The sequence below is a fragment of the Aquitalea pelogenes genome, from assembly GCF_041914625.1.
Lineage (GTDB): Bacteria > Pseudomonadota > Gammaproteobacteria > Burkholderiales > Chromobacteriaceae > Aquitalea > Aquitalea pelogenes.
Genome location: NZ_JAYSDA010000001.1, coordinates 12,245 through 36,762, shown reverse-complemented (window position 1 = coordinate 36,762; position 24,518 = coordinate 12,245). Strand labels below are relative to the sequence as shown.

Annotated in this window: 20 protein-coding genes and 1 pseudogene; 14 read left to right on the top strand and 7 right to left on the bottom strand. The window is 61.7% G+C overall.

The window, feature by feature from the left end; translation table 11 throughout:
* Positions 1–38: 38 nt before the first annotated feature.
* Together ACE3SE_RS00160 and ACE3SE_RS00155 are read right to left on the bottom strand one after the other, a co-directional pair.
* A pseudogene (locus ACE3SE_RS00160) lies at positions 39–1,289 on the bottom strand (methyl-accepting chemotaxis protein); the annotation flags it as partial.
* A 455-nt stretch (positions 1,290–1,744) separates the two neighbouring features.
* The gene (locus ACE3SE_RS00155) at positions 1,745–2,578 is read right to left on the bottom strand and encodes an SDR family NAD(P)-dependent oxidoreductase (protein WP_374553144.1); all 834 of its coding nucleotides are present in this window, start codon (positions 2,576–2,578) and stop codon (positions 1,745–1,747) included.
* Positions 2,579–2,740: 162 nt separating this feature from the next.
* Here ACE3SE_RS00155 and ACE3SE_RS00150 point away from each other — a divergent pair, with 162 nt between their 5' ends.
* Genes ACE3SE_RS00150 through ACE3SE_RS00135 form a run of 4 tightly spaced genes read left to right on the top strand, consistent with a single transcriptional unit; the run spans position 2,741 to position 7,046 of the window.
* Positions 2,741–2,974 (top strand): exodeoxyribonuclease VII small subunit, encoded by a 234-nt coding sequence (locus ACE3SE_RS00150; protein WP_045845349.1) that lies wholly within the window; start codon positions 2,741–2,743, stop codon positions 2,972–2,974.
* Entirely contained in the window at positions 2,964–3,860 is an 897-nt protein-coding gene (locus ACE3SE_RS00145) for a polyprenyl synthetase family protein (protein WP_374553142.1), read from the top strand. The genes ACE3SE_RS00150 and ACE3SE_RS00145 overlap by 11 nt, the downstream gene beginning before the upstream one ends.
* Before the next feature lie 16 nt (positions 3,861–3,876).
* The gene (gene dxs, locus ACE3SE_RS00140; RefSeq protein ID WP_374553140.1) at positions 3,877–5,724 is read left to right on the top strand and encodes a 1-deoxy-D-xylulose-5-phosphate synthase; all 1,848 of its coding nucleotides are present in this window, start codon (positions 3,877–3,879) and stop codon (positions 5,722–5,724) included.
* A gap of 29 nt (positions 5,725–5,753) precedes the next feature.
* Complete coding sequence (locus ACE3SE_RS00135) at positions 5,754–7,046, top strand: MgtC/SapB family protein (protein WP_374553138.1); 1,293 nt, start codon at positions 5,754–5,756, stop codon at positions 7,044–7,046.
* Here the strand turns inward: ACE3SE_RS00135 and ACE3SE_RS00130 are convergent.
* Together ACE3SE_RS00130 and ACE3SE_RS00125 are read right to left on the bottom strand one after the other, a co-directional pair.
* On the bottom strand, positions 7,043–7,717 hold the full coding sequence (locus tag ACE3SE_RS00130) for a class I SAM-dependent methyltransferase (RefSeq protein ID WP_045845279.1): 675 nt from the start codon (positions 7,715–7,717) through the stop codon (positions 7,043–7,045). The genes ACE3SE_RS00135 and ACE3SE_RS00130 overlap by 4 nt on opposite strands.
* A 234-nt stretch (positions 7,718–7,951) precedes the next feature.
* A complete protein-coding gene (locus ACE3SE_RS00125; RefSeq protein ID WP_374553136.1) occupies positions 7,952–8,746 on the bottom strand; it encodes an alpha/beta fold hydrolase in 795 nt (264 codons plus the stop codon).
* 164 nt (positions 8,747–8,910) lie between these two features.
* Between ACE3SE_RS00125 and dsbD the strand changes: the two genes are divergently transcribed.
* The 3 genes from dsbD to ACE3SE_RS00110 all read left to right on the top strand — a co-directional run bounded on the left by dsbD (position 8,911) and on the right by ACE3SE_RS00110 (position 13,612).
* Entirely contained in the window at positions 8,911–10,704 is a 1,794-nt protein-coding gene (gene dsbD, locus ACE3SE_RS00120) for a protein-disulfide reductase DsbD (RefSeq protein WP_374553134.1), read from the top strand.
* 264 nt (positions 10,705–10,968) lie between these two features.
* The gene (locus tag ACE3SE_RS00115; protein ID WP_374553132.1) at positions 10,969–12,366 is read left to right on the top strand and encodes a methyl-accepting chemotaxis protein; all 1,398 of its coding nucleotides are present in this window, start codon (positions 10,969–10,971) and stop codon (positions 12,364–12,366) included.
* Positions 12,367–12,499: 133 nt separating this feature from the next.
* A complete protein-coding gene (locus ACE3SE_RS00110) occupies positions 12,500–13,612 on the top strand; it encodes an AI-2E family transporter (protein WP_374553130.1) in 1,113 nt (370 codons plus the stop codon).
* A gap of 73 nt (positions 13,613–13,685) precedes the next feature.
* Here the strand turns inward: ACE3SE_RS00110 and ACE3SE_RS00105 are convergent, their stop codons facing one another.
* The gene (locus tag ACE3SE_RS00105; RefSeq protein ID WP_374553128.1) at positions 13,686–14,873 is read right to left on the bottom strand and encodes an acetyl-CoA C-acetyltransferase; all 1,188 of its coding nucleotides are present in this window, start codon (positions 14,871–14,873) and stop codon (positions 13,686–13,688) included.
* Between the two features lie 35 nt (positions 14,874–14,908).
* Entirely contained in the window at positions 14,909–15,301 is a 393-nt protein-coding gene (locus ACE3SE_RS00100) for a MerR family transcriptional regulator (protein WP_045845282.1), read from the bottom strand.
* Positions 15,302–15,445: 144 nt separating this feature from the next.
* Between ACE3SE_RS00100 and ACE3SE_RS00095 the strand changes: the two genes are divergently transcribed.
* The 7 genes from ACE3SE_RS00095 to ACE3SE_RS00065 all read left to right on the top strand — a co-directional run bounded on the left by ACE3SE_RS00095 (position 15,446) and on the right by ACE3SE_RS00065 (position 23,683).
* Entirely contained in the window at positions 15,446–16,297 is an 852-nt protein-coding gene (locus ACE3SE_RS00095; RefSeq protein WP_062790464.1) for a 3-hydroxybutyryl-CoA dehydrogenase, read from the top strand.
* Positions 16,298–16,342: 45 nt separating this feature from the next.
* Complete coding sequence (locus ACE3SE_RS00090) at positions 16,343–17,845, top strand: CoA-acylating methylmalonate-semialdehyde dehydrogenase (protein WP_374553126.1); 1,503 nt, start codon at positions 16,343–16,345, stop codon at positions 17,843–17,845.
* A gap of 100 nt (positions 17,846–17,945) precedes the next feature.
* A complete protein-coding gene (locus tag ACE3SE_RS00085; protein ID WP_374553124.1) occupies positions 17,946–19,106 on the top strand; it encodes an acyl-CoA dehydrogenase family protein in 1,161 nt (386 codons plus the stop codon).
* A gap of 487 nt (positions 19,107–19,593) precedes the next feature.
* Complete coding sequence (locus ACE3SE_RS00080) at positions 19,594–20,376, top strand: enoyl-CoA hydratase (protein ID WP_374553122.1); 783 nt, start codon at positions 19,594–19,596, stop codon at positions 20,374–20,376.
* 11 nt (positions 20,377–20,387) lie between these two features.
* Entirely contained in the window at positions 20,388–21,509 is a 1,122-nt protein-coding gene (locus ACE3SE_RS00075; RefSeq protein ID WP_374553120.1) for an enoyl-CoA hydratase/isomerase family protein, read from the top strand.
* 24 nt (positions 21,510–21,533) lie between these two features.
* The gene (gene mmsB, locus ACE3SE_RS00070; RefSeq protein ID WP_374553118.1) at positions 21,534–22,424 is read left to right on the top strand and encodes a 3-hydroxyisobutyrate dehydrogenase; all 891 of its coding nucleotides are present in this window, start codon (positions 21,534–21,536) and stop codon (positions 22,422–22,424) included.
* 167 nt (positions 22,425–22,591) lie between these two features.
* The gene (locus ACE3SE_RS00065) at positions 22,592–23,683 is read left to right on the top strand and encodes a polyamine ABC transporter substrate-binding protein (protein WP_374553116.1); all 1,092 of its coding nucleotides are present in this window, start codon (positions 22,592–22,594) and stop codon (positions 23,681–23,683) included.
* A 63-nt stretch (positions 23,684–23,746) separates the two neighbouring features.
* Here ACE3SE_RS00065 and ACE3SE_RS00060 read toward each other — a convergent pair whose 3' ends face one another.
* Positions 23,747–24,499 carry a competence/damage-inducible protein A gene (locus tag ACE3SE_RS00060; RefSeq protein WP_374553114.1) on the bottom strand — a complete coding sequence of 251 codons (753 nt, stop codon included), beginning with the start codon at positions 24,497–24,499 and terminating at the stop codon, positions 23,747–23,749.
* Positions 24,500–24,518 lie beyond the last annotated feature (19 nt).

Sequence of the window (24,518 nt, the reverse complement as noted above, 5' to 3'; positions counted from 1 at the left end):
TGACTGCGGCGTGTTGCAGCTAGTGGAGGAAAGCGGAATCAGCCTGCCTGTACGCCCTTGTCCAGCGCCATCTGCTGGATGGCGGTGACCACCGAATCCGCGCCCTGGCGGATCTGGTTGATGACATCGCCCACCTTGTTGACCTGATCGACACTGCCTTCCACCAGGGTCTTGATCTGGTCCATATTGTTCACCGCAGTACCGGTCTGGTTCTGGATGGCGGTAACCATGCCGGAGATTTCTGCAGTGGACAGCGAGGTGCGCTCGGCCAGCTTGCGCACTTCGTCCGCCACCACGGCAAAGCCACGGCCGGTTTCACCGGCGCGGGCGGCTTCGATGGCGGCATTCAGGGCCAGCAGATTGGTTTGGTCGGCAATGTCCTTGATGGTTTGCACGATGGTGCCGATTTGCTGGGAGTGCTTGCCCAGTGACTGCACGCTTTGGGCGGCAGTGGCAATTTCATTGGCCATGTTTTCGATATTGCTGACGCTGTCACTGATGTTGTTGACGCCCTCTTCTGCCCAGTGACGGGTTTGCTGCGAGGTGTTGAAGGCAAACAAGGCGCTGTCGCGTTCCTGTTTCTGGGTCTGCACATTGGTGGTGATGTCGGTGGCAAACTTGATGACGGATACCACCTTGCCGCTTTCATCAAACACCGGGTTGTAGCTGGCTTCCAGCCAGCGCTCGCTGCCATCCCTGGCAATGCGTTTGATCTGGCCGGAGAAAAAGTGGCCGCTGCGCAGTTGGTCCCACAGCTGGGCGTATTCCCGGCTATTGGCAAACTCTGGCGAACACAGTCGGCGGTGGGGCTGGCCGATCAATTCCGACTCCTGATAGCCCATGACCTTGAGGAAGTTCTGATTGACCTTGGTGATGGTGCCATCCAGGGTGAATTCGATACTGGCCATCACCCGGTTCACCGCGTCCAGCACTGCCCGGTTGCGCGAGGCTTCTTGCACGCGCTGGGTGATGTCGGTAGCAAACTTGATAAAGCCGGTGATTTTGCCGCTGGCGTCCTTGATCGGGTTATAGGTGGCCTCAAGCCACACCTCGTCGCCATTGCTGCGCAGGCGCTTGACCCGGCCGATAAAGGGCTTGCCTTCGCGCAGCGATTGCCAGAATGCCTGGTAAGCTGGCGACCCGGCATAGCCGGGTTCACAGAAGGCGCGATGGTTCATGCCTGGCAAGCTGGATGCGCTATAACCCATTACCTGTTGAAACAAGGCGTTGGACTCCACCACATTGGCATTCAAATCGAATGTGACGCTGGCGGTGGAGGCATGGATGGCATCCAGTATTGCTTTTTGCTGATCCAGCATGGCTGCTTGCTGGTCAATTTTTTCATGCAGTTTTTTATTAAACATTCATCACCCCCGATGGCTGCTTTTATTAATAAATCGTTAAAGCAATAGCGCAAGCATGGATATAAGTATAACCACGCATTCATGACAGTAAAGAATTTTCAGGGGAAATTTTTGGGTTGAAGATGAAGGGCGGAATTAAGGCAGCAGTTGCGCTACTTTTAAAGCATTTACAAAAAAACAATTCAACATTAGTTGTAGCATCGCAAGCGACACTTTATTCAAAAACAGAAGTTTTATTGCCGATTGAAGCCGTAGTACTGGCAAAACATGGCGGTAAGCGTAAATACCACCACCAGCCATGCACGTCTCATCTCTACGCGATATTCACCAGATGCCCGCAGCGCAGTCAGGCCGCTCCTGCCAGCGGCCATTGCACAGTATTACACCGCCTTGCGCAGCGCCCAGTCAAAAGCGCGGGTAGACAGCACCCGGCGTAGCACCCAGAACACCTTGGTGGGCTTGGTGACGCGATAGCGCGCCCTGGGGCGGCTGGCGCTGACCGCCTGCCATACCGCCTCGCCCACGGCGGTGGCGGGCAGGGTGAATGGCGCGGCGTGGCCTTCTTTTTTCAGGCGCACCAGCTGGGCTTCGTATTCCTCGCGGTGCACGCTGCCAGTCACATCCACATTCTGCAAGAAGCGTTGCAGGGCATTGGGGCGGAAGCGGCTTTCAATCGGCCCCGGCTCCACCAGCGAGACAAAAATGCCGGTGCCGTGCAGCTCCTGCCGCAGGGTGTCGCACATGCCTTCCATGGCGAACTTGCTGGCGTTGTAGGCACCACGCCAGCGCATGGCGGCAAAACCCAGGATGGAGCTGTTATAAATGATGCGGCCATGGCCCTGGGCACGCATGACGGGCAGCACGGCGTTGGTAAGTTCCCACGGGCCGAACAGATTGGTTTCGAACTGCTCGCGCATGGCTTGGCGGTGGATGTCTTCCACCGCGCCGGGCTGACCGAAACCGGCATTGTTGAACAGGGCATCCAGCCGCCCGCCGGTCTGCGCCAGCACGGTTTGCAGGGCGCTGTGGATGGAAGCGCTGTCGGTGACATCCAGTTGCAGGCTTTCCAGCCCTTCGGCCTTCAGCCGGGCTACGTCCTCGGCACGGCGGCAGCTGGCAAACACGCGCCAGCCACGCTGGGCGAACAGTTTTGCCGTGTGGTAACCAATGCCGCTGGAGCAGCCGGTAATCAGAATGCAGGGGGGGTGGGACACGTCACAACCTCGTCAAAATCAGGCAAACAGGCGGAACCCTACACCATACGGCGGGCATTGTTGAAGCAGTTTCCTGCCCCTTGCCGCGCAGACAAAAATATCGTGTTGCCGTGGAAATGGAATAAAATGGCCGACTACCGATTTTGCGACAAGGAAAACGCCATGGCGAAATCCGCCAAAGCCCCGGCCAGCTTTGAAACCGCGCTGGCCCAGCTGGAGGACATCATCCAGGCGATGGAAGGCGGCGATGTGCCGCTGGAGACTGCACTTGCGTCCTACAAGCAAGGCGTGGAGCTGATCAAGTTCTGCCAGGGCAAACTGTCCGACGCCGAGCAGCAATTGAAAATTCTGGAAAACGACGAACTCAAACCGCTGGACCTCAGTAATGGCCAATGAATCCTTCATCGGCTGGATGACGCAGATCCAGCAAACCATGGAAACCGCCCTCGCCCGCTTTCTGCCCTCGCCCGACACCTTGCCGCAGCGCCTGCATCAGGCCATGCGCTATGCCACGCTGGAAGGCGGCAAGCGGGTGCGTCCGCTGCTGGCCTTTGCCGCAGGTGAGCTGAGCGGTGCCAGCGCAGAAAACCTGGCGCGCGTGGCGGCGGCGGTGGAGATGATCCACGCCTATTCGCTGGTCCACGACGACCTGCCCTGCATGGACGACGATGTGCTGCGCCGTGGCAAGCCCACCTGTCATGTGGAGTTCGACGAAGCCACCGCCCTGTTGGTGGGTGATGCGCTGCAAACCCTGGCATTCGAGCTGATTGCCACCCCGATGGAAGGCGTAAGCCCGGCCAGCCAGCTGGCCATGTGCCACACACTGGCACGTGCTTCCGGTCACGGTGGCATGGCCGGTGGCCAGGCGATTGACCTGGCCAGTGTGGGCCAGACGCTGAACCTGCCCGAGCTGGAATTCATGCACATGCTGAAGACCGGTGCGCTGATTCGCGCTGCCGTGCTGCTGGGTGCAATGGCAGGCCAGCCCCTGTCGGCCAAACAGACCGAACAGCTGGATATCTTTGCCAAGCGCATTGGTCTGGCCTTTCAGGTGGTGGATGACGTGCTGGATTGCGAAGCCGACACCGCCACGCTGGGCAAGACCGCCGGCAAGGATGCCGCCAATGACAAGCCCACTTATGTCAGCCTGATGGGCCTGGCCGAGGCCAAGCAATTTGCCCGCGAATTGCGCGAGCAGGCCTTTGCCGCGCTGGAAGACTTTGGCCCGGCTGCCGACCGACTGAAACAACTGGCCGACTACATCGTGGCCCGCTCGTTTTAACCGCAGAAGAACAACAATGACTCCGCTGCTCGACACCATTCATCAGCCCTCCGACCTGCGTGCGCTGGGCCGCCAGCAACTGCCGCAACTGGCAACGGAACTGCGCGAATTCCTGGTCGATACGGTCAGCAAGACCGGTGGCCATTTTGCCTCCAACCTGGGCAGCATCGAGCTGACCATCGCCCTGCACTACGTGTTCAACACCCCGGACGACCGTCTGGTGTGGGACGTAGGCCACCAGACTTACCCGCACAAAATCCTCACCGGACGCCGTGAGCGCATGGGCAGCATGCGCCAGAAAGGCGGGCTGGCGGGCTTTCCCAAGCGCGAGGAATCGCCTTACGACACCTTTGGCGTGGGCCATTCGTCCACCTCCATCGGTGCGGCGCTGGGCATGGCGGCCGCCGCCAAACTGCAAGGGCTGGACCGCAAGTGCGTGGCCATCATCGGTGATGGCGCCATGACTGCCGGTCAGGCTTTCGAGGCGCTGAACAACGCCGGGGCGATGGATACCGATTTGCTGGTGATCCTCAACGACAACGACATGTCGATTTCGCCCAATGTCGGCGCGCTGAACAATTATCTGGCCAAGCTGATGTCCGGCCGCTTCTACGCCGCCATGCGCGAGGGCTCCAGCAAGGTGCTGGGCATGGCCCCGCCCTTGAAGGAAATTGCCAGCAAGGTGGAAGAGCACGTGAAGGGCTTCTTCACGCCGGGTACGCTGTTCGAGGAATTCGGCTTCAACTACATCGGCCCCATCGACGGGCACGATCTGGACGTGCTGGTGGATACGCTGAAGAACATCCGCAGCCTGAAAGGGCCGCAGTTCCTGCATATCGTCACCAAGAAGGGCCACGGCTACAAACTGGCCGAGAACGACCCGGTGAAATACCACGGTGTCACCAAGTTCGACCCGGCCAATGGCCTAGCCGGTGGCAAGAGTGGTGGCAAGCCGCAGTACACCCAGGTGTTTGGCGACTGGATTTGCGACATGGCCAAGCTGGACAAGCGTCTGGTGGGCATCACCCCGGCCATGCGCGAGGGTTCCGGCCTGGTGCGTTTCGAGAAGGAACACCCGGACCGCTACTTTGACGTGGCCATTGCCGAGCAGCACGCCGTCACCTTTGCTGCTGGTCTCGCCTGTGATGGCGCCAAGCCGGTGGTGGCGATTTACTCCACCTTCCTGCAGCGCGGTTACGACCAGTTGATTCACGACGTGGCACTACAAAACCTGCCGGTACTGTTTGCCATCGACCGTGCCGGTCTGGTGGGTGCCGACGGCCCCACCCATGCGGGTGCCTTCGACATTTCCTTCCTGCGCTGCATTCCCAACATGACAGTGCTGGCTCCGTCCGACGAAAACGAATGCCGCCAGCTGCTGTACACCGCCTTCTGCATGGACAGCCCCACCGCCGTGCGCTACCCGCGTGGCGTCGGCCCCGGCGTGGAAATCCAGCAGGAAATGACTGCCCTGCCGCTAGGCAAGGGTGTGCTGCGCCGCAGTGGCAAAGGCAAGGTGGCGATTCTGGCTTTTGGCAGCATGGTGACCCCGGCGCTGGCCGCGGCCGAGGCACTGGATGCATCAGTCGCCGACATGCGTTTTGTCAAACCGCTGGATACCGGCCTGATCCGCCAGCTGGCCGAACAGCATGAGTACATTGTCACCGTGGAAGAAAACGTGGTGATGGGCGGAGCAGGCTCCGGCTGTCTGGAAGCCATGCAGGCCATGGGCATCGTCAAGCCTGCCTTGCTGCTGGGCCTGCCGGACGACTATGTTGAACATGGCGACCCCGCGGTATTGCTGGCCGATTGCGGCCTGAACGCTGCCGGGATTGAAGCGAGCATCCGTAACTGGTTGCCCTGACAATAACAACAGCGTAAAGAGAGGCAGTCATGGGCGGTATTGATCTGGCAGCATGGCTGAATCTCAAGGGCAGCCCCTTCGAGGCGCTGCCGCTGTTTGTCACCAGTCTGGCCATCGGCCTGCTGATGGGGGTGGAGCGCGAACGCAAGCACCACACCCTGGCAGGCATCCGCACCTTTCCGCTTACCGCCATTTTCGGCACGCTGGCCGCCATGCTGGACGCGCCATCACATGGCGTATTGCTACAGACGGTGGGCCTGCTGGCGGTGGCGTCCTTCGGCTTTCTGCCCGAACGCTGCGCCGACAGCGACAAGACCGAACCGCGTACCACTACCGTGGCGTCCTTGCTGGTGGTCTATTGCCTGGGCGCACTGGTATGGCACGGCTATGGCGGCGTTGCCGTGGCAGTGGGCATTGTCGCCACCGCCCTGCTCTACCTCAAGCCCGAGCTGTCCGGCCTCACCCACAAGCTGGAGCGGCGCGACCTGCTGTCGCTGCTGCAGTTTGCCGCGCTGTCCTTCATCGTATTGCCACTGTTACCCAACCGCACCTTCGGCCCCTACCAAGCGGTGAACCCGCATCAGGTGTGGCTGATGGTGACGCTGATCGTGGGCATCAGCCTGTCCGGCTATCTGGCGGTGAAGTTACTGGGCCAGCGCGTGGGCGGCCCCTTGCTGGGCATTCTGGGCGGGCTGGTTTCCTCCACCGCCACCAGCCTGATCTACGCCCGCGAGGCACGCGCCAATCCGCTGTCGCTGAACCTGGGCACGGCCGTCATCCTGCTGGCCAATCTGGTGCTGTTCGTGCGGCTGATGGTGCTGGCTGCGGTGGTGCAAACCAGTGTGTTGCCTGCAGCGGCATGGGTGCTGTTACCCGGCCTGCTGTGCGGGCTGAGCGCCGCCCTGTGGCAGCTGCGCCAGCACAATAACGGCCAGCCGCAGCCGGAGCTGCAACTGAGCAACCCCTCGGAAATGAAGCTGGCGCTGGGCTTTGGTGCCATGTTTGCGCTGGTGATGTTTTGCGCCGCCTGGCTGAATGCCGAGTTCGGCAGCAAGGGCGTGTATGTGGTGGCACTGATTTCCGGCCTGAACGATGTGGACGCCATCTCGCTCACTGCTTTCAACCTGTTTGGCGAGAACCGGCTGGACGGCCAGCAAGTAGCCACCACCCTGGCGCTGGCGATTACTGCCAACAATGTGTTCAAGTTCAGCCTGATCGCCAGCCTGGGCGGCAGTGCACTGGCACGCCGCTGCCTGCCCACCCTGCTGGCGGCCAGCGGCGGCATGCTGGCCGGGCTGCTGGTGCTCGGCTGGCGGACCTAGTGCGCCAATGCGCGCTGGCGCTGACGCGACAGGCGTACGATGCATCCCTTGTAGGCCTCGCCGCTTTCCATCTTTTGCGGTGCACGCTGGCTGTCATGTCCATAGCCCAGTGCCGCCATTTCCCGGCAGAAACCGGCGCGGTTGCCGCGGTCCGGGTCCACGATGATGACTTCTGCACCGGGCGCGGCATGGCGATCGATAAAATGAGCCAGTTGGCCGGGCTGTTGCCGCTCGTACAGCACGTCACTGCCGATGATCAGGTCGAACTGCCCCAGTTCCGGATTGCTGCCACCCCAGTCACCGGCGTGATATTGCAGTGGTGACAAGTGGTTGAGCAGCAGGTTTTCCCGCAGGAAATCCGGGCTGCGCGGGTGCCAGTCACTGACGGTGACATCCCCGTGACGGCGATGTACCACCATGCTGGCCAAGGCCAGACCGGCACCGATTTCCAGCACGCGCAAACCCCGCAGCGGTTCGCTGCTCATCAGCAAGGCCAGCACGCGGGCAGAGGGCCACAGCAAGCCGAACAAGGGCCAGCTGGCCGGTGAAATGCCACGCTGTTCGGCTTCGCCCAGCGGGTCGGAATATTGCTGGGAATCCAGCAGGGAACGGACAAGATAATCGGTGCCATCAACGGACACCGTTTGTTGCTTGGTCAGATAGCCGGGCATGCCGGGACGCCTTTACAGGGATTGAAGCGGGGTTGCACTGCGAGGAAACGTTCTGATCGAACGGGCAGGCGCTTCAGAAAGACAGTCGGGCAAGAAGAAGCTGCGGGGACGAAAAGGCAGTCGGACACCACACCCCCGTCTAGGCGGCATGGCAAAAACTGCGCCTAGGGTAACACAGCATGCGCCGGCCGCGACTGGATCTTGTGCAGTGCATGATTCCTGCGCCGCAGGCAGCTAGCCTCCTCCCAGCAGGCCGGGCAGCAGTTGCAGGATGGTCTGCGCCGTCTGCTGTGGCGCTTCCAGCGGAAACAGGTGGCTGCCAGTCACCTCATGCAGCTGCATGCCAAAGTGGCGCTGTGCGTAGCGCAGGTCGGATGGCCGCACCACATCATGGCGGCTGGCGGCGACAAAGGCGGTTGGCACGGTCAGTTGACCGCGATAACGCGGGAAATCATGCGGCAGGCCGCAGTAAATCCGGTGTTCAATCTGCGGACGAAAGCGCAAGCGCCGCCCACCCTGGCCGTCGTCTTCGCTGCCATGCAAGGCATAGTCGGCCAGACAGTCCGGGTCGAAACGGGCAAAGGCCGGTTTGCGGGCAAAGTAGTCGTGCATCATTTCCACGCTGGCCCAGTTGTCACGCCGCCCCAGGGTATTGCCACCGGGGGTGATGCGGGCGATCAGGCCCAGTTTCTTGGCCAGCCAGATCAGCGCCGCACGGCGCGGCCCCATCAAGGGTGAGTCCAGAATCACCAGTGCCTTGAACAGTTCCGGTGCGCGGATGGCGGCATAAAACAGCAGATAGCCGCCCAGTGAATGGCCGACACCAATCACCGGCTGGCCATAGCGGCTGAGCACGGCAATGGTTTCGTCCACCAGATGCGGCCAGCAGTCCGTCACCGGATACTGCGGGTCATGGCCGATGCAATCCAGCCAGCCCAGCTGGTAGTGCTGACCCAGTGCGCGCAGCAGCTTGCCGTATACCGGCGCGGGAAAGCTGTTGGCGTGGGCAAAATGAATGATGTCCTGCATGATGTGGTGTTGCGCCCATTTTGATTTGTTATGCGTCGATACTACCGTAAAATGGCGCTTTGCCAGCCGCCGTGACCAGGCAAACCGCTTGCGGCCACCAGCCGGCACGGAACCGGCGGGCCCCTTGCTGGTCAACCCTTGCATCTTCCAGATAACGCACCATCATGCCGCACTCCCTGTTACGCCTGTTGTCCCCCTTGTGGCGCCTGCTTGCGCTGCTTGGCCTGCTGGGCCTGAGCACTGCCGCACTGGCGGTGAACCAGGCAGACCTGCTGCCACCGGAAAAAGCCTTTGCCGTCAGCGTGGAACGCCAGCCGGACCACCTGCTGCTGCAACTGAAGGTGGCGGACAACTATTACGTCTACCGTGACCGCCTGAGTTTCAGCACCGAACCGGCTGGCTTGCTGGGCAGCCCGGCCTTGCCACCCGGCCAGACCAAGCAGGACGCCTTTTTTGGCCAGCAGGTGATTTACCATGGCCAGCAGCTGATCAAGCTGCCGCTGCATCCCGGCGCACCGGCCAGTTTCAAGCTGAACGTGAAACTGCAAGGCTGCTCCACCGCCGGCGTGTGCTACCCGCCCTACACCCATCATCTGGACATCAATGCCTACGGCAGTGCCAGCAATGGCAGCAGCAGCTGGCTGGCAGATGCCACGCCGGGAAAGCCGGCGGGTAGTGGCGGCAATCTGGCGGCCAAGGGCTGGCTGGCCACGCTGGGCAGCTTTCTTTTGGCCGGCATCGGCATGGCCTTCACTGCCTGCATGTATCCGCTGCTACCCATCGTGTCCTCGCTGATTGCCGGGGAAGGCCAGCACATCACCCGCCAGCGCGGCTTCTGGCTGTCACTGACTTATGTGCAGGGACTGGCGCTCACCTACACGGTGATCGGCATCATCGCCGGACTCACCGGTTCGCTGCTCACCGTCTGGCTGCAACAGCCTGCCGTCATCCTCAGCGCCAGCGTGCTGATGGTGGTGTTTGCCCTGTCCATGTTCGACCTCTACACCATCCAGCTGCCTTCGGCGCTGCAATCGCGGCTGGCCAATGCTTCCAACCGCCTGTCCGGCGGCAAGCTGGCCACGGTGTTTGCCATGGGTGCGCTGTCAGCGCTGATCATCGGCCCGTGCGTGGCCCCGCCGCTGGCGCTGGCGCTGGGATATATCGGCAGCACCGGCGACGCCGTGCTGGGTGGTGCGGCGCTGTATGCAATGGCACTGGGGCTGGGTTTGCCGCTGATCCTGATCGGCACGTTTGGCGGACACGTGCTGCCGCGCGCGGGTGGCTGGATGAAGGCGGTGAAATCTGCCTTTGGCGTGCTGATGCTGGCGCTGGCCATCTGGATGGCCACGCCCTTCCTGCCTGCCATGCTGGTACTGCTGCTGTGGGCGGTGCTGTGCGTGGGCTGTGCCGTGTTCCTGAAGGCATTTGAAACCCTGCCGGGCAATGCCCACATCAGCCACAAGCTGGGCAAGGGCCTGGGCCTGCTGCTGTTCCTGGTGGGTGCAGCACAACTGGCCGGGGCGCTGGCCGGGGAAACCGACCCACGCTATCCGCTGAAATGGCTGGCGGGCAACAAGGCACAGGCCAGCATCAGTCAGCAGCCGGTGTTTGCCCCGGTCAGCAGTACAGCCGAGCTGGACAGCAAACTGGCCGAAGCCCGCGCCAGCGGCAAACCGCTGCTGCTGGATTTCTATGCCGACTGGTGTGTGTCGTGCAAGGAGATGGAAAGCGAGACCTTTCCCGACGCCGCCGTCAGTCCGCTGATGCAGCGCTTCGTATTGCTGCGGGCGGATGTCACGGCCAACCTGCCGCAACATCAGGCCCTGCTCAAGCGCTTTGGTCTGTTCGGCCCTCCGGGCATCATCCTGTTTGACCCGGCAGGTCAGGAAAAAGGCCGGGTGATCGGTTTTACCCCGGCTGCCGAATTTGCCCGCCAACTGCAAAACATGTTGCAGTAACCCAAACGTCATTATCATTTGTCATCATCATTCTCGCTAATATCGAGGATCAGTACGGACACGGCCTGAATCGTGTTCCTACTGATCCTGTTTTGCGTGCTATTCTGATAGCATTGTGCAGTGCAAAATTTTGGGTCGTACCGACAGGCCATGCCAGCAACTTGCGTGCCGCAAATCAAACCGCAGATGAATGTTGGGGGAATGATGGGTCTCATGTTTTGGGTGAAGAGTGATCGGCCCGTAGCGACCGGGCCGCAAGATGCCGTGTCGGAAGATACCTTGCGCCGCACCGTTACCGCGCTGGCCGAACGCGTTGGCCGGCTGGGCATTGAATCGGTGGAAATTGACGGCCGGGTGGACACGGTGCATGCGCGCGCTACCAGCCGCACGGAGAAAATGGCATCGATGGTCGAGGCGGTACATTCGCTGTCCGGGGCCAACACCCGTATCGGCGATGCGGCCGAATCCACCCACAAAAATGCCACCGAGGCGGCCACCTGCATGGAAGAAACCCGCGCCACCGTCAAAGTGGCACTGGATGCCATTCTTGAGCTGGTGGACGGTGTTGGCCAGATCGAAGCCAAGCTGCCGGAAATCCTCACCTCGCTGGAACATGTCTCCCAGGTTTCCAAAACCGTCAACGATGTCGCCAAGCAAACCAATCTGCTGGCACTGAATGCCTCCATCGAGGCGGCCCGCGCCGGAGAGGCTGGTCGCGGTTTTGCCGTGGTGGCGGATAACGTCAAGAACCTGTCAGCCCAGACCGAGGGCGCGGTGCAAATGATTCAGGCCACGCTCAGTGCGCTCAGCAGCCAGGTGGATTCGCTGATTGCCAACAGCCGCGCCGCCTCGCAGGTTGCCCAGGCAGCGCGTTCCGGCACGGGCGAGATTGGTTCGGCCGTCACCCGCATTGACCAGATCAGCAAGGACCTGGCCCAGGTCAAGCAATCGGTGGCCGGGATTGTGGAAGAAGCGGTGGGTAACCGCGAACACTGCCGTCATATTGAAGATGAAATCCGGGTGGTGGCCGAAACCACGCGGGAATCACTGAAGGATATCGAAGTCATCAAGGGCCATACCGCCTCACTGCTGAACATGAGCGAGGATCTGGTCTCGCTGACTTCCGAAGCCGGTATCAAGACGGTGGACACACCGTTTATCGAGAAAATCGTGGCGTCGGCCAAACAGGTGTCCACACTGTTTGAAGATGCGGTGCAACGCGGCGAAATTTCCATCAATGACCTGTTCGATACCCAGTACCAGCAAGTACCGGATATCACGCCACCGCACTACCTGACGCGCCACACCGATTTCTGCGCCCGCCATCTGGGGCCGCTGTGCAATGAAATTGTCGACTCCTCGCCCGACATCATCGCCTGCACACCGGGCGACATGAACAATTACTACCCCATCATCAACCGGGAATTTGCCAAACCGCCTACTGCTGACCCGGTATGGAATGCAGCCAACTCCCGCGCCAGAACGCGTCAGCTGGACCGCACTTCGCTCAACCAGATGAAGACCAAGAAGCCCTTTCTGGTACAGACCTACCGCCGCAATATGGGTGGTGGCCGCTTTGACCTGATGAAAAACTATTCGGCCCCCATCGTGGTTCAGGGCCGGCAGTGGGGCGTGCTGCGCATCATGGTCAAGGTGAGATAAACGGGCCGGATAACCCGGCCAACAGGGTTTCCCGCGTTGCGCTGGCTTGAAGTTGGCGGGTTGATCCATTAACGTGTCACACCATCGGGCAGGCTTTGTGCCTGCCTTTTTCACTCAGACTCCGGATTTCCTCATGCCGCCCAAACCCTTTCCCAGCATCAGTGTGATGGCCGTGTTGCGCATCGCCGTGATGGGCCTGCTCATCCTGTCCTGCCTCAAGGTCATTCAGCCGTTTCTGGGTGCGCTGACCTGGGCTGCCATCATTGCTATTTCTGCCTGGCCGCTGTTTACCCGGCTGCGCCTGCGGCTCAATGGCCGCGCCAAGCTGGCGGCGGTCATCATTGTGGGTGCGCTGTCGCTGACGCTGGCCATTCCCATCGGCCTGATGGCGCTGACGCTGGCCGATACCATTCCGCAACTGGCATCCATGTCGCGTGACCTCACCAGCATTCACCTGCCCGATGCCCCGGCCTGGGTCAACACCCTGCCGCTGGTGGGCGAGTCACTGCACAAGTTCTGGGTGAGCGTGCAGCTGGACCTGCCGGGCTTTATCGACAAAGTCCGCCCGGCCATCAACAAGGCCGCCTTGTGGGCGCTGGAAAGCGGGGCGTCAGCCAGCCTGAGCATGCTGGAAATCGTGCTGGCCATCGTGATTGCCGGCCTGTTGCTGATCAATGGTGACAAGCTGTGGGATGGGGCCGAACTGGCCATCAGCAAGCTGGGCGGTGCCACGGCAGACGAATTGCCCGAGGTGATTGCGCGCACCATCCGCAGCGTCACCACCGGGGTGGTGGGCACGGCACTGGCACAAACCGTGCTGTGCGTGATCGGCCTGTTGATTGCCGGGGTGCCCGGTGCACTGGTGCTGGGCTTTCTGTGCTTCATTGTGGCGGTAGCGCAGCTGCCCACGCTGATCATCTGGCTGCCAGCAGCCGGCTGGGTGTTTTACTCAGGCGCGACCGGCATGGGCATTTTCCTGCTGGCATGGGGCTTCTTGCTGGTGAACACCATCGACAACGTGCTCAAGCCGCTGCTGATCAGCCAGGGCGCACAAATGCCCTTGTCCATCATTTTCATGGGGGTGATTGGCGGCCTGCTGGCCTGGGGCCTGCTGGGCCTGTTCATCGGCCCTACCCTGCTGGCCGTGGGCTTTACCCTGTTCCGCCACTGGCTGCGGCCGGAGGATTATCCGGAGCATGCCGAGGAGTCCGAGCCGCCGTGTGATGTACAGGAAGAGCGTCGCTAAGCCAACTTGGCTAGCGGTGTGCTCCCATGAAAAAAGCGCCCTGCAGGGCGCTTTTTTGTTGCACGGGCTGTAGTTACAACAGTTCCAGCGCCACCGCCGTGGCCTCGCCACCACCAATGCACAGGCTGGCCACACCGCGTTTGCCGCCATGCTGACGCAGGGCGGACAGCAGGGTCACCATCACCCGCGCACCGGATGCACCAATCGGGTGGCCCAGTGCACAGGCCCCGCCATGCACATTTACCTTGTCATGCGGCAAGCCCAGCTCCTGCATGGCCGCCATGGTCACCACGGCAAAGGCTTCGTTGATTTCAAACAGGTCGACATCGCCCACCGTCCAGCCGGTCCTGGCCAACAGCTTGCGCATGGCCCCCACCGGCGCGGTGGTGAACAGGCCAGGCTCCTGCGCGTGAGTGGCATGCGCCACCAAGCGGGCCAGTGGCTTGAGCCCACGGCGGGCGGCTTCGCTCGCCTTCATCAACACCAGCGCGGCGGCACCATCGGAAATGGAGCTGGAATTGGCCGCCGTCACCGTGCCGTCCTTGCGAAAAGCCGGTTTCAGGCTGGCAATCTTGTCGAGCCGGGCCTTGAGCGGCTGCTCGTCAATTTCCATGGCTTGCGTACCGGTCTTGCCCTCCACCAGCACCGGGGTGATTTCATCGCGGAAACGACCCTCGGCAATGGCTTGCTGGGCGCGGGTGAGCGAGGCGATGGCAAAGGCGTCCTGTGCTTCACGGCTGAAGCCGTAATCACCGGCACAGTTTTCGGCAAATACGCCCATCAGCTTGCCCTTGTCGTAGGCATCTTCCAGCCCGTCGAGGAACATGTGGTCCTTGATTTCGCCATGTCCCAGCCGCAGGCCGCCGCGCGCCTTGGGAATCAGATAAGGCGAATTGCTCATGCTTTCCATGCCACCGGCCACCATCACGCTGGCCGAACCGGCCAATAGCAGGTCGTGCGCCAGCATGGCGGCTTTCATGCCGGAGCCACACATCTTGTTGATGGTGGTGCAACCGGCTGCCAGCGGCAGTCCGGCTCCCAGCGCAGCCTGGCGGGCCGGCGCCTGGCCCTGGCCGGCGGGCAGCACACAGCCCATGATCACCTCGTCGACATCCTCGGCAGCCACACCAGCCCGCTCTACGGCGGCGCGAATGGCGGCTGCACCCAGCTGGCTGGCCGTCTGGCTGGCAAACATGCCCTGAAAGCCGCCCATGGCGGTACGGGCCATACCCACAATGACAATCGATTCTTGCTGTTGCATCTGTCTGTTCCTTCCTGAATGGCTTGCTTGCCCGGCTACGGTGTTGATGCTGCCTGTTTGCCCAGTGCCTTCTCGCACTGGCTGCGGATCTGGCTGATTTCCCCCATCACCACGCGGATATCGTCCAGCTGTTCCTGCAATTGCTGTTCCTTGCGGCTGAGGATGCGGATGAATTCGCGCAGCTGCGGTTCGTCGTTGCTGGCTGCATCGTACAAATCGAACAGCTCGCGGATTTCCAGCAAGGACAGGCCGATGCGCTTGCCACGCAGAATCAGCATCAGCCGCACCCGGTCGCGCCGGGTATAGATGCGGCGCTGGCCATCGCGCTGCGGCTCCAGCAGCCCCTGGTCTTCGTAAAAGCGGATGGTGCGCGTGGTGACGTCAAATTCCTGTGCCAGCTGGCTGATACTGTAGGTCACGCCTTGCATGCCTGTTCCCCTGTTGTTGTTTTGGCCCTGCCCTTTGCCTGCTGGCAGCAGACAGCCGTGTTTTGATCCCCGATGCCAGATTGTTGATTGACGTTGACGTAAACGTCAAGTTATTGTGATAAAAACAACGCAGGAGAACAGCACATGACAACACAAAAAATCGGCGTGGTTGGCGCAGGCACCATGGGCAACGGCATTGCCCAGGTGTTTGCCATGCATGGCTTTGCAGTGCGGCTGGCCGATGTCAGCGAGGCAGCCCTGCACAAGGGCCTGGCCGCCATTGGCAACAGCCTGGCACGCATGGCGAAGAAAGGCAGCATTGCCGAAGCCGACATCGCCGGCATTCTGGCGCGCATCCACCCCACCACCCGGCTGGCCGAGCTGGCCGACCGCGATCTGGTCGTCGAAGCCGCTACCGAAAACCCGGCCATCAAGGAGTCCATCTTCCGCGAACTGGGCAGCGTGGTGCGGGCAGACGCCATTCTGGCATCCAATACCTCGTCCATTTCGCTCACCCGCATTGCCGCCTGGGTGCCACAGCCGGAACGCGTGGTGGGCATGCACTTCATGAACCCGGTGCCCTTGATGCAGCTGGTGGAAATCATCCGCGCCATCCAGACCGCCGACCACACTTACCAGAAAGTGTTCGAACTGGCGGTGGCGCTGGGCAAGACCCCGGTGACGGTGAAGGACGGGCCGGGCTTTGTTTCCAACCGCATCCTGATGCCGATGATCAACGAAGCGGCTTTTGCCCTGTTCGAAAACCTGGCCACCGCTGAGGACATCGACACCGTGATGAAGCTGGGCATGAACCACCCTATCGGCCCCTTGGCACTGGCCGACCTGATTGGCCTGGATACCTGCCTGTCCATCATGGACATCCTTTATACCGAATTCCGTGACAGCAAATACCGCGCCTGCCCGCTGCTGGCACAGCTGGTGGCGGCCGGGCACCTGGGTCGCAAGAGCGGCAAGGGTTTTTATCACTACGACTGACATACCAAGACGGCACACAAGCCGCCAAGCACAGGAGAGTTGCAGATGAAACAGGCTGTTCCCAGCGTCAAGCTGCTGATCAACGGTGAATTCGTCGAATCGCAGAGCCAAGAGTGGCGCGACATCATCAACCCGGCCACGCAAGAAGTGCTGGCACGGGTCCCCATGGCCACCTCCGGGGAAGTCGAGGCCGCGGTCGCCAGCGCCAGAACGGCATTCGCCAGCTGGAAGAAAACCCCCATCGGCACCCGCGCACGGATTTTCCTCAAGTACCAGCAGCTGATCCGCGAGCACATGAAGGAACTGGCCGCGCTACTGACGGCGGAACAGGGCAAGACCCTGGCCGATGCCGAGGGCGATATCTTCCGCGGGCTGGAAGTGGTGGAACACGCCGCCAGCATTGGCAATCTGCAACTGGGCGAATACGCTGAAAACGTGGCCGGAGGCGTGGATACCTACACCGTGCAACAGCCACTGGGCGTATGTGCCGGCATCACCCCCTTCAACTTCCCGGCGATGATTCCGCTGTGGATGTTCCCGATGGCCATTGCCACCGGCAATACCTTTGTGCTGAAACCATCCGAACAGGACCCGATGGTGACCATGCGGCTGGTGGAACTGGCCTTGCAGGCTGGCATCCCGGCGGGCGTGCTGAATGTGGTACATGGCGGCGAAGCAGTGGTGAATGCCATTTGCGACCATCCGGACATCAAGGCCATCTCCTTTGTCGGCTCCAGCCGCGTCGGCACCCACGTTTACAACCGCGCCAGCCTGGCCGGCAAACGGGTGCAATGCATGATGGGCGCGAAGAACCACGCCATCGTGCTGCCGGACGCCAACAAGGAACAGGCGCTGAACCAGCTGACCGGCGCGGCATTCGGCGCAGCTGGCCAGCGTTGCATGGCCTTGAGCGTGGCGGTGCTGGTGGGTGAAGCACGCAACTGGATTCCCGATCTGGTGGCCAAGGCCAAGTCCCTGCGCGTGGGCGCAGGCAAGGACAACCCGGACCTGGGCCCGCTGATTTCCTGCACCGCCCGCGAGCGCGTGGCCAAACTGATTTCCCAAGGCGTGGCCGAAGGCGCGGTGCTGGAGCTGGATGGGCGGGAAGTGCAAGTGGATGGCTACCCGGAGGGCAACTTTGTCGGCCCCACCATTTTCTCTGGCGTCACCACCGACATGGCCATTTACCGGCAGGAAATCTTCGGCCCGGTGCTGTGCCTGCTGGGCGTGGACACGCTGGATGAGGCCATTGCCATCATCAATGCCAACCCCAATGGCAACGGCACCGCCATCTTCACCCAGAGCGGTGCTGCGGCACGGCGCTTCCAGGAGGACATCGACGTCGGTCAGGTCGGCATCAATGTGCCGATTCCGGTGCCGGTGCCGCTGTTCAGCTTTACCGGTTCGCGCGGCTCCAAGCTGGGCGACCTCGGCCCTTACGGCAAGCAGGTGATCCTGTTCTACACCCAGACCAAAACCGTCACCAGCCGCTGGTTCGACGACGAGGCCAGCAGCGGCAAGGTGCACACCACCATTTCGCTGCGCTGAGCTGGCCTGATCAAGGCAGACCGATTCACGTCAGATAAAACAAGACAGCAGCAGGCCGCCATCCCCCACCGGCCCGGCTGCTGCAAGAGGAGAAACCGACATGGACTTTGCACTCAACGAACAGCAACTGGCCTTCCAGGACAGCGCGCGCGACTTTGCCAGCAGCCGCCTTGCCCCGTTCGCTGCCGAATGGGACCTGGAAGAAACCTTCCCGCTCGCCACCATCCGCGAAGCCGGCGACATGGGCTTTCTCGGCCTGTACACCCCGGAAAGCCACGGCGGGCTGGGCCTGTCGCGGCTGGATTCGGCCATCGTGTTTGAAGAACTGGCCGCCGGCTGCACCTCCACCGCCGCTTATCTCACCATCCACAATATGGTGAGCTGGATGATTGCCAGCTTCGGCAGTGCCACGCTGGCCGGGGAATGGGTGCCGCGCATGGTGAGCGGCGAAGTGCTGGGCAGCTACTGTCTGACCGAGCCGGGTGCTGGCTCCGATGCCGCCTCGCTCAAGACCCGTGCCGAGAAAAAAGGCGAAGTCTATGTGCTGAACGGCAGCAAGATGTTCATCTCCGGCGCGGGCAGCACCGATGTGCTGGTGGTGATGGCCCGTACCGGCGGCCCCGGCCCCAAAGGCGTGTCAGCCTTTGTGGTGCCCGCCAATGCGCCCGGCGTGCAGTACGGCAAGAAGGAAAAGAAAATGGGCTGGAACAGCCAGCCCACCCGCGCCATCACCTTCGACAATGTGGAAATTCCGGCAGGCAACCTGCTGGGCGAGGAAGGCATGGGCTTTGCCTATGCCATGAAGGGGCTGGATGGCGGCCGCATCAATATCGCCACCTGCGCCGTCGGCACTGCCCAGGCCGCGCTGAGCGCCGCCCAGCGCTATGTGCAGGAGCGGCAGCAGTTCGGCCAGCCGCTGGCCGACTTCCAGACCGTGCAGTTCCGCCTGGCCGACATGCTGACCGAGCTGGTGGCCGCGCGCCAGATGGTACGTCTGGCGGCATTCAAGCTGGACAGCGGCAGCACCGACGCCAGTGCCTACTGTGCCATGGCCAAGCGCTTTGCCACCGATCTGTCATTCAATGTCGCCAATAATGCCTTGCAGCTGTTTGGCGGCTATGGCTACCTGAAGGACTTCCCGCTGGAACGCCATGTCCGCGATGCCCGCGTGCACCAGATTCTGGAAGGCACCAACGAGGTGATGCGCATGATCGTCGCCCGGCAGTTGCTGAAAGATGGCGCGCTGGAGAACCTCCGTTGAACACGCATATGTACCCTGCTTGTGGGGTGCATGTTGCAATACAGGATTGATGTTGACGACGCAGCCACGGCCCCATCAAGCCTGCCGCCGGATGGCAGACCCGAGGTATTAAGAGCTGCTAACAAAACATCGTAGAGAACCCGGGCCAAGGCGCGCCGCCGCAGACAGTACATGGCGTACGGCAAGGCGGCGCAACGCTGGAGCGGGGGTTTTGTTAGCGGGTCGAAGCGGCTGCATGTTTGAGCCCTGCGACACTAGCGCAGGGCGAGTTCAGCCGCGCCTCGGGACTGACAGGATCCGGCGGGCAGCCGCAGGCCAGGCTTGCCGGGGTGGCCTTTAAGGGTGGAGGGGATATTTGGCCACGCAAATATCCCCTCCCTGCCGCCGGGCAGCCCCGGCAAACCAAACCGGCATCCGCGCAGCGGATTCAGGACAACAAAGATCGTATACAGACTGTAGGCACTACTTACCAATGATCGGGAACGCCATGACACATTACGCTCATCTGCAAGTGGAAAAACGCGGCCATACTGCGCAAGTCACCATCGACAACCCGCCAGCCAACACCTGGAACCGCGCCAGCCTGAACGCGCTCAAGCAACTGGTGGCAGACCTGAACGCGGACGACAACATCTACGCACTGGTGATTACCGGTAGCGGCAGCAAGTTCTTCTCCGCCGGGGCCGACCTCAATCTGTTTGCCGACGGCAACAAGCTGGTGGCCACCGAAATGACCATGCTGTTCGGCGAGGCCTTCGAGTCGCTGGCCGCTTTCCGTGGCGTCAGCATTGCCGCCATCAACGGCTATGCCATGGGCGGCGGGCTGGAATGCGCGCTGGCCTGCGACATCCGCATTGCCGAAGTCCAGGCGCAAATGGCGCTGCCGGAAGCCGCGGTCGGCCTGCTGCCCTGCGCTGGCGGCACCCAGCAGCTGCCATGGCTGGTGGGTGAAGGCTGGGCCAAGCGCATGATTTTGTGTGGCGAGCGGGTGGATGCCGACACCGCCGAACGCATCGGCCTGGTGGAAGAAGTGGTCGGTCAGGGCCAGGCGCTGGAAGCCGCGCTCAAGCTGGCGGAAAAAGTGGCGCGCCAGTCCCCCTCCTCGGTCAAGGTGTGCAAACAGCTGGTGCAGCGCGCACGCATCGAACCGCCCGGCTACAACCTGATTCACGAGCGCGAGCAATTCATCAAGCTGTTCGATACCGCCGACCAGCAAGAAGGCGTGCAGGCCTTTCTGGCCAAGCGCAGCCCGCAATGGCACAACCGCTGACAGGAGTCGTCATGCCCGATGTTGTCTTGTTTGAAGAACGCCGCTGTGCCGATGGCAAACGCATCGGCATTGCCACCCTCAACAGCGAAAAATCGCTCAATGCGCTGACGCTGGAGATGATCCGCCTGCTGCAAGCCAAGCTTGCCGCCTGGGAAGCTGACTCCAGCATCGCCGCAGTACTGCTGCGCGGTACTGGCGAAAAGGCCTTCTGCGCCGGTGGCGATGTGCGCGCCCTGCGCGAAGCGCTGCTGAGCGACGACAGCCACCCGCAGCCGCAGGCGCTGGCCTTCTTCCGCGAAGAATACGCGCTGGACTACCACATCCACTGCTATGCCAAGCCGCTCATCGTGTGGGGGCATGGCATCGTGATGGGTGGCGGACTGGGCCTGATGGCCGGGGCCAGCCACCGCGTGGCTACCAGCGCCACCCGCATTGCCATGCCGGAAATCACCATCGGCCTGTATCCGGACGTGGCCGGCAGCTGGTTTTTGCAACGCATGCCAGCCCGCGTCGGCCTGTTCCTCGGCCTGACCGGCGCACCACTGAATGCGCATGATGCGCTGATCTGTAATCTGGCCGACCACGTGCTGGCCAGCGAAGCCTGGCCACAGCTGCTGGAGCAGCTGCAACAGCAATACTGGGATGCCGACAGCGCCACCCGCAGCGCCCAGGTTTCCGCCCTGCTCAGCCAGCTGGAACACGCCGCACGCAGCAGCCTGCCAGCGTCCAATGTCGCCCCCAATCTGCTGACCATTCATCAGCTGATGAGCATGGGCGACCTCGCCACAGTGGCCGATGCCCTGGGCAGCTGGCAGTTCGACGACGACTGGCTGGCCAGTGCCGCCAAAAACTTCCGTCACGGCTGCCCGGTGTCCGCCGCCGTAACCTGGGAAATCTTCCAGCGTGCCCGCCACCTGTCGCTGGCCGAAGCGCTGCGCATGGAGCTGATCCTGTCGCTCAACTTCTGCCACAAACCCGACTTCCGCGAAGGCGTGCGTGCGCTGCTGGTGGACAAGGACAGGCAACCGCAATGGCACTACCGCCAGCTGGCCGACATCCCGCAGGCGTGGGTGGACAGCCACTTTGTGGCACCGTGGCCGGCAGAGCAGCACCCTTTGGCCACCTTGCCTTAAGTACAACAAAAGAGGAGAGAGACAATGACACACATCGCCTTCATCGGACTGGGCAATATGGGTGGGCCGATGGCGCTCAATCTGGTGGCCAGGGGGTTTAGCGTCGCCGCTTTCGATTTGTCTGCCGACGCACTGGCCAGGCTGCAAGCCGCCGGTGCGCGCGCCGCCAGCAGCGCGCTGGACGCCGTGCAAGGCGCCAGCGTGGTGATTTCCATGCTGCCGGCCGGCAAGCATGTGCAGGCGCTGTATCTGGGCGAGCAAGGGCTGTTTGCCAGCCTGCCCAAGGGTACGCTGGTCATTGACTGCAGCACCATTGCCGCCAGCGATGCACGCAAGGTGGCCGATGCTGCCACTGCAGCTGGCCTGCGCATGCTGGACGCACCGGTTTCCGGCGGCACCGCCGGGGCCGCTGCCGGTACCCTCACCTTTATTGTCGGCGGTGACGAGGCCGATCTGGCCGAAGCACGCCCGTTGCTGGAGGCCATGGGCAAGAACATTTTCCACGCTGGTGGCAACGGCGCGGGCCAGACCGCCAAGATCTGCAACAACATGTTGCTGGGCATCCTGATGGCAGGCACCGCCGAAGCGCTGGCGCTGGGGGTGAAGAACGGGCTGGACCCGAAAGTACTGTCGGACATCATGAGCAAGAGCTCCGGCCGCAACTGGGCGCTGGAGCTGTACAACCCATGGCCGGGGGTGATGGAAACCGCCCCGGCCAGCCGTGGCTATAGCGGCGGCTTCATGACTGCGCTGATGCTCAAAGACCTGGGCCTGGCCGAAACCACCGCGCTGGACAGCCATGCCGCCACACCACTGGGCACGCTGGCGCGCAATCTGTACGAGAACCATGCGGCTGCCGGTAATGGCCAGCTGGATTTTTCCAGCATCCTGCAGTATTTCCATCCGCAAGAGTGAAAGCACTCTCATCCACGCCAGCCCGGCCCCTGTGCCGGGTTTTTCATGGCTAGCGCACACGCCTCAGGGCCATTCGGCCTGTTGCGCAGCAAGGCATGAAACCTCGCCGTCAGCAGACAGTCCAAAGTCCTTCATGACGACGTATTCAACCGCTCAGGAAACCAGCCATGAAAACCAGAAAACTGTTTGCCACCACCCTCTTGCTGGCCGCTGCCAGCCAGGCGTCCAGCGCCGCCGGGGTGCTGAATGTGTATAACTGGTCCGACTACATTGCCAAGGACACCATCCCCGGCTTTGAAAAGCAGACCGGCATCAAGGTGCGCTACGACAACTACGACAGCAATGAAACCCTGCAATCCAAGCTGCTGACCGGCAGCTCCGGCTACGACATCGTCACTCCCACCTCGGACTTCATGGCCAAGCAGATTCAGGCCGGGGCCTTCCAGAAGCTGGACAAGAGCAAGCTGCCCAATCTGCGTAATCTGGACCCGGCACTGATGGCCAAGATAGCCGGGGCCGACCCGGGCAATCTGTATGGCGTTCCCTGGGCCTACGGCACCGACGGCCTGGGCTACAACCTGACCAAGGTACAGCCGCTACTGGGCAAGGACGCGCCGCTGGACGACTGGGACAATCTGTTCAACCCGCAAAAAGCGGCAAAACTGAAAGGCTGCGGCATTTCGGTACTGGACGATGCCAAGGCCGTGTTCGCCACCACCCTGCACTATCTGGGCAAGCAACCTAACAGCCGCAATCCGGCCGACTATCAGGCTGCCTTCCAGACCCTGCAAAAAATCCGCCCCTATATCAAGCGTTTCAGCTCGTCCGGCTATATCAACGAACTGGCCAATGGCGATATCTGCATGGTACTGGGCTACTCCGGTGACGTGGTGATCGCCAAAACCCGCGCTGCCGAAGCAAAACGCCCCTATCAGCTGGCCTATTACATTCCCCGGACCGGTGCGCCACTGTGGTTTGACGTGATGGTGATTCCCAAGGGAGCCAAGAATGTCGATTCCGCCCTGCAGTGGATCAACTATATGCAAACTCCGCAGGTGAACGCCGGCATCACCAATACCGTGTTCTACCCTACTGCCAATGCGGCGGCGCGCAAGTTCGTGAAACCGGAGATTGCCAACGACCCGGCCATCTACCCGCCACCAGCCCTCATCAACAAGCTGTTCCTGCTGGAACCGGTACCGGCTGACATCATGCGGCTGCAAAACCGGCTGTGGACACAGCTGAAAACCGGGCGCTGAGGCAAGGTCCAGCAAAGCAAAAAGGGGCGTAAAGCCCCTTTTTCAGTTGTGCCACACAACAGATCAAGACCGTTCACGCAAGGTATAACCCGCCGCCGTCAGTGCCTTGCGCCATTCGGCAATGGCTATTTCCACCAGCTGGCGCTGGCCGGTAAAGCCGAAGTCGATGTGCATCTGCGGAATGGTTTCGTTGCCAAAACTGGGCAGGCTGGACAGCTTGAGGGCAGGATAGCGCTGGCTGAAATCCTGCATCAGGGTGATCAGGTCGCCCTCGCGCGCATTCAGCGCAATCACCCCGGCTTCCACATCCGGGCTGTCATTGAACAGATGGCGGTACTGGCTGTCCAGCACCCATTCGATCATCGGCCAGGCCATGGCGGGAAAGCCCGGCACGAAATGCACATCACCATGGGAGAAACCGGCAATCTGGTTCACCGGATTGGGGATGATGCGGCTGCCTGACGGGAACATCGCCATATTGATGCGGTGCGGATAAGCATCCTCGCCAAAGCGTGCCTCGATCAGCGCACCGGCTTCGGGGTGAACCTCCAGCGGCAAGCCCAGCGCCTGTCCGGCACAGCTGCGGGTGTGGTCGTCCGGGGTGGCACCGATGCCGCCAAAACTGAACACCAGTTCGCCGCTGGCAAAGGCACGCTGCAAGGCGGCGGTGATGCGTGCCGGGTTGTCACCCACGTATTCCGCAGTGGCCAGGCTCAGGCCACGCGCCGCCAGAATGCGGATCAGGGATTGCAAATGCTTGTCCTGCCGTTTGCCGGACAATAATTCATCGCCGATGATGATGGCTGCAACGTTCACGCTTCACACCTCTTGCTCG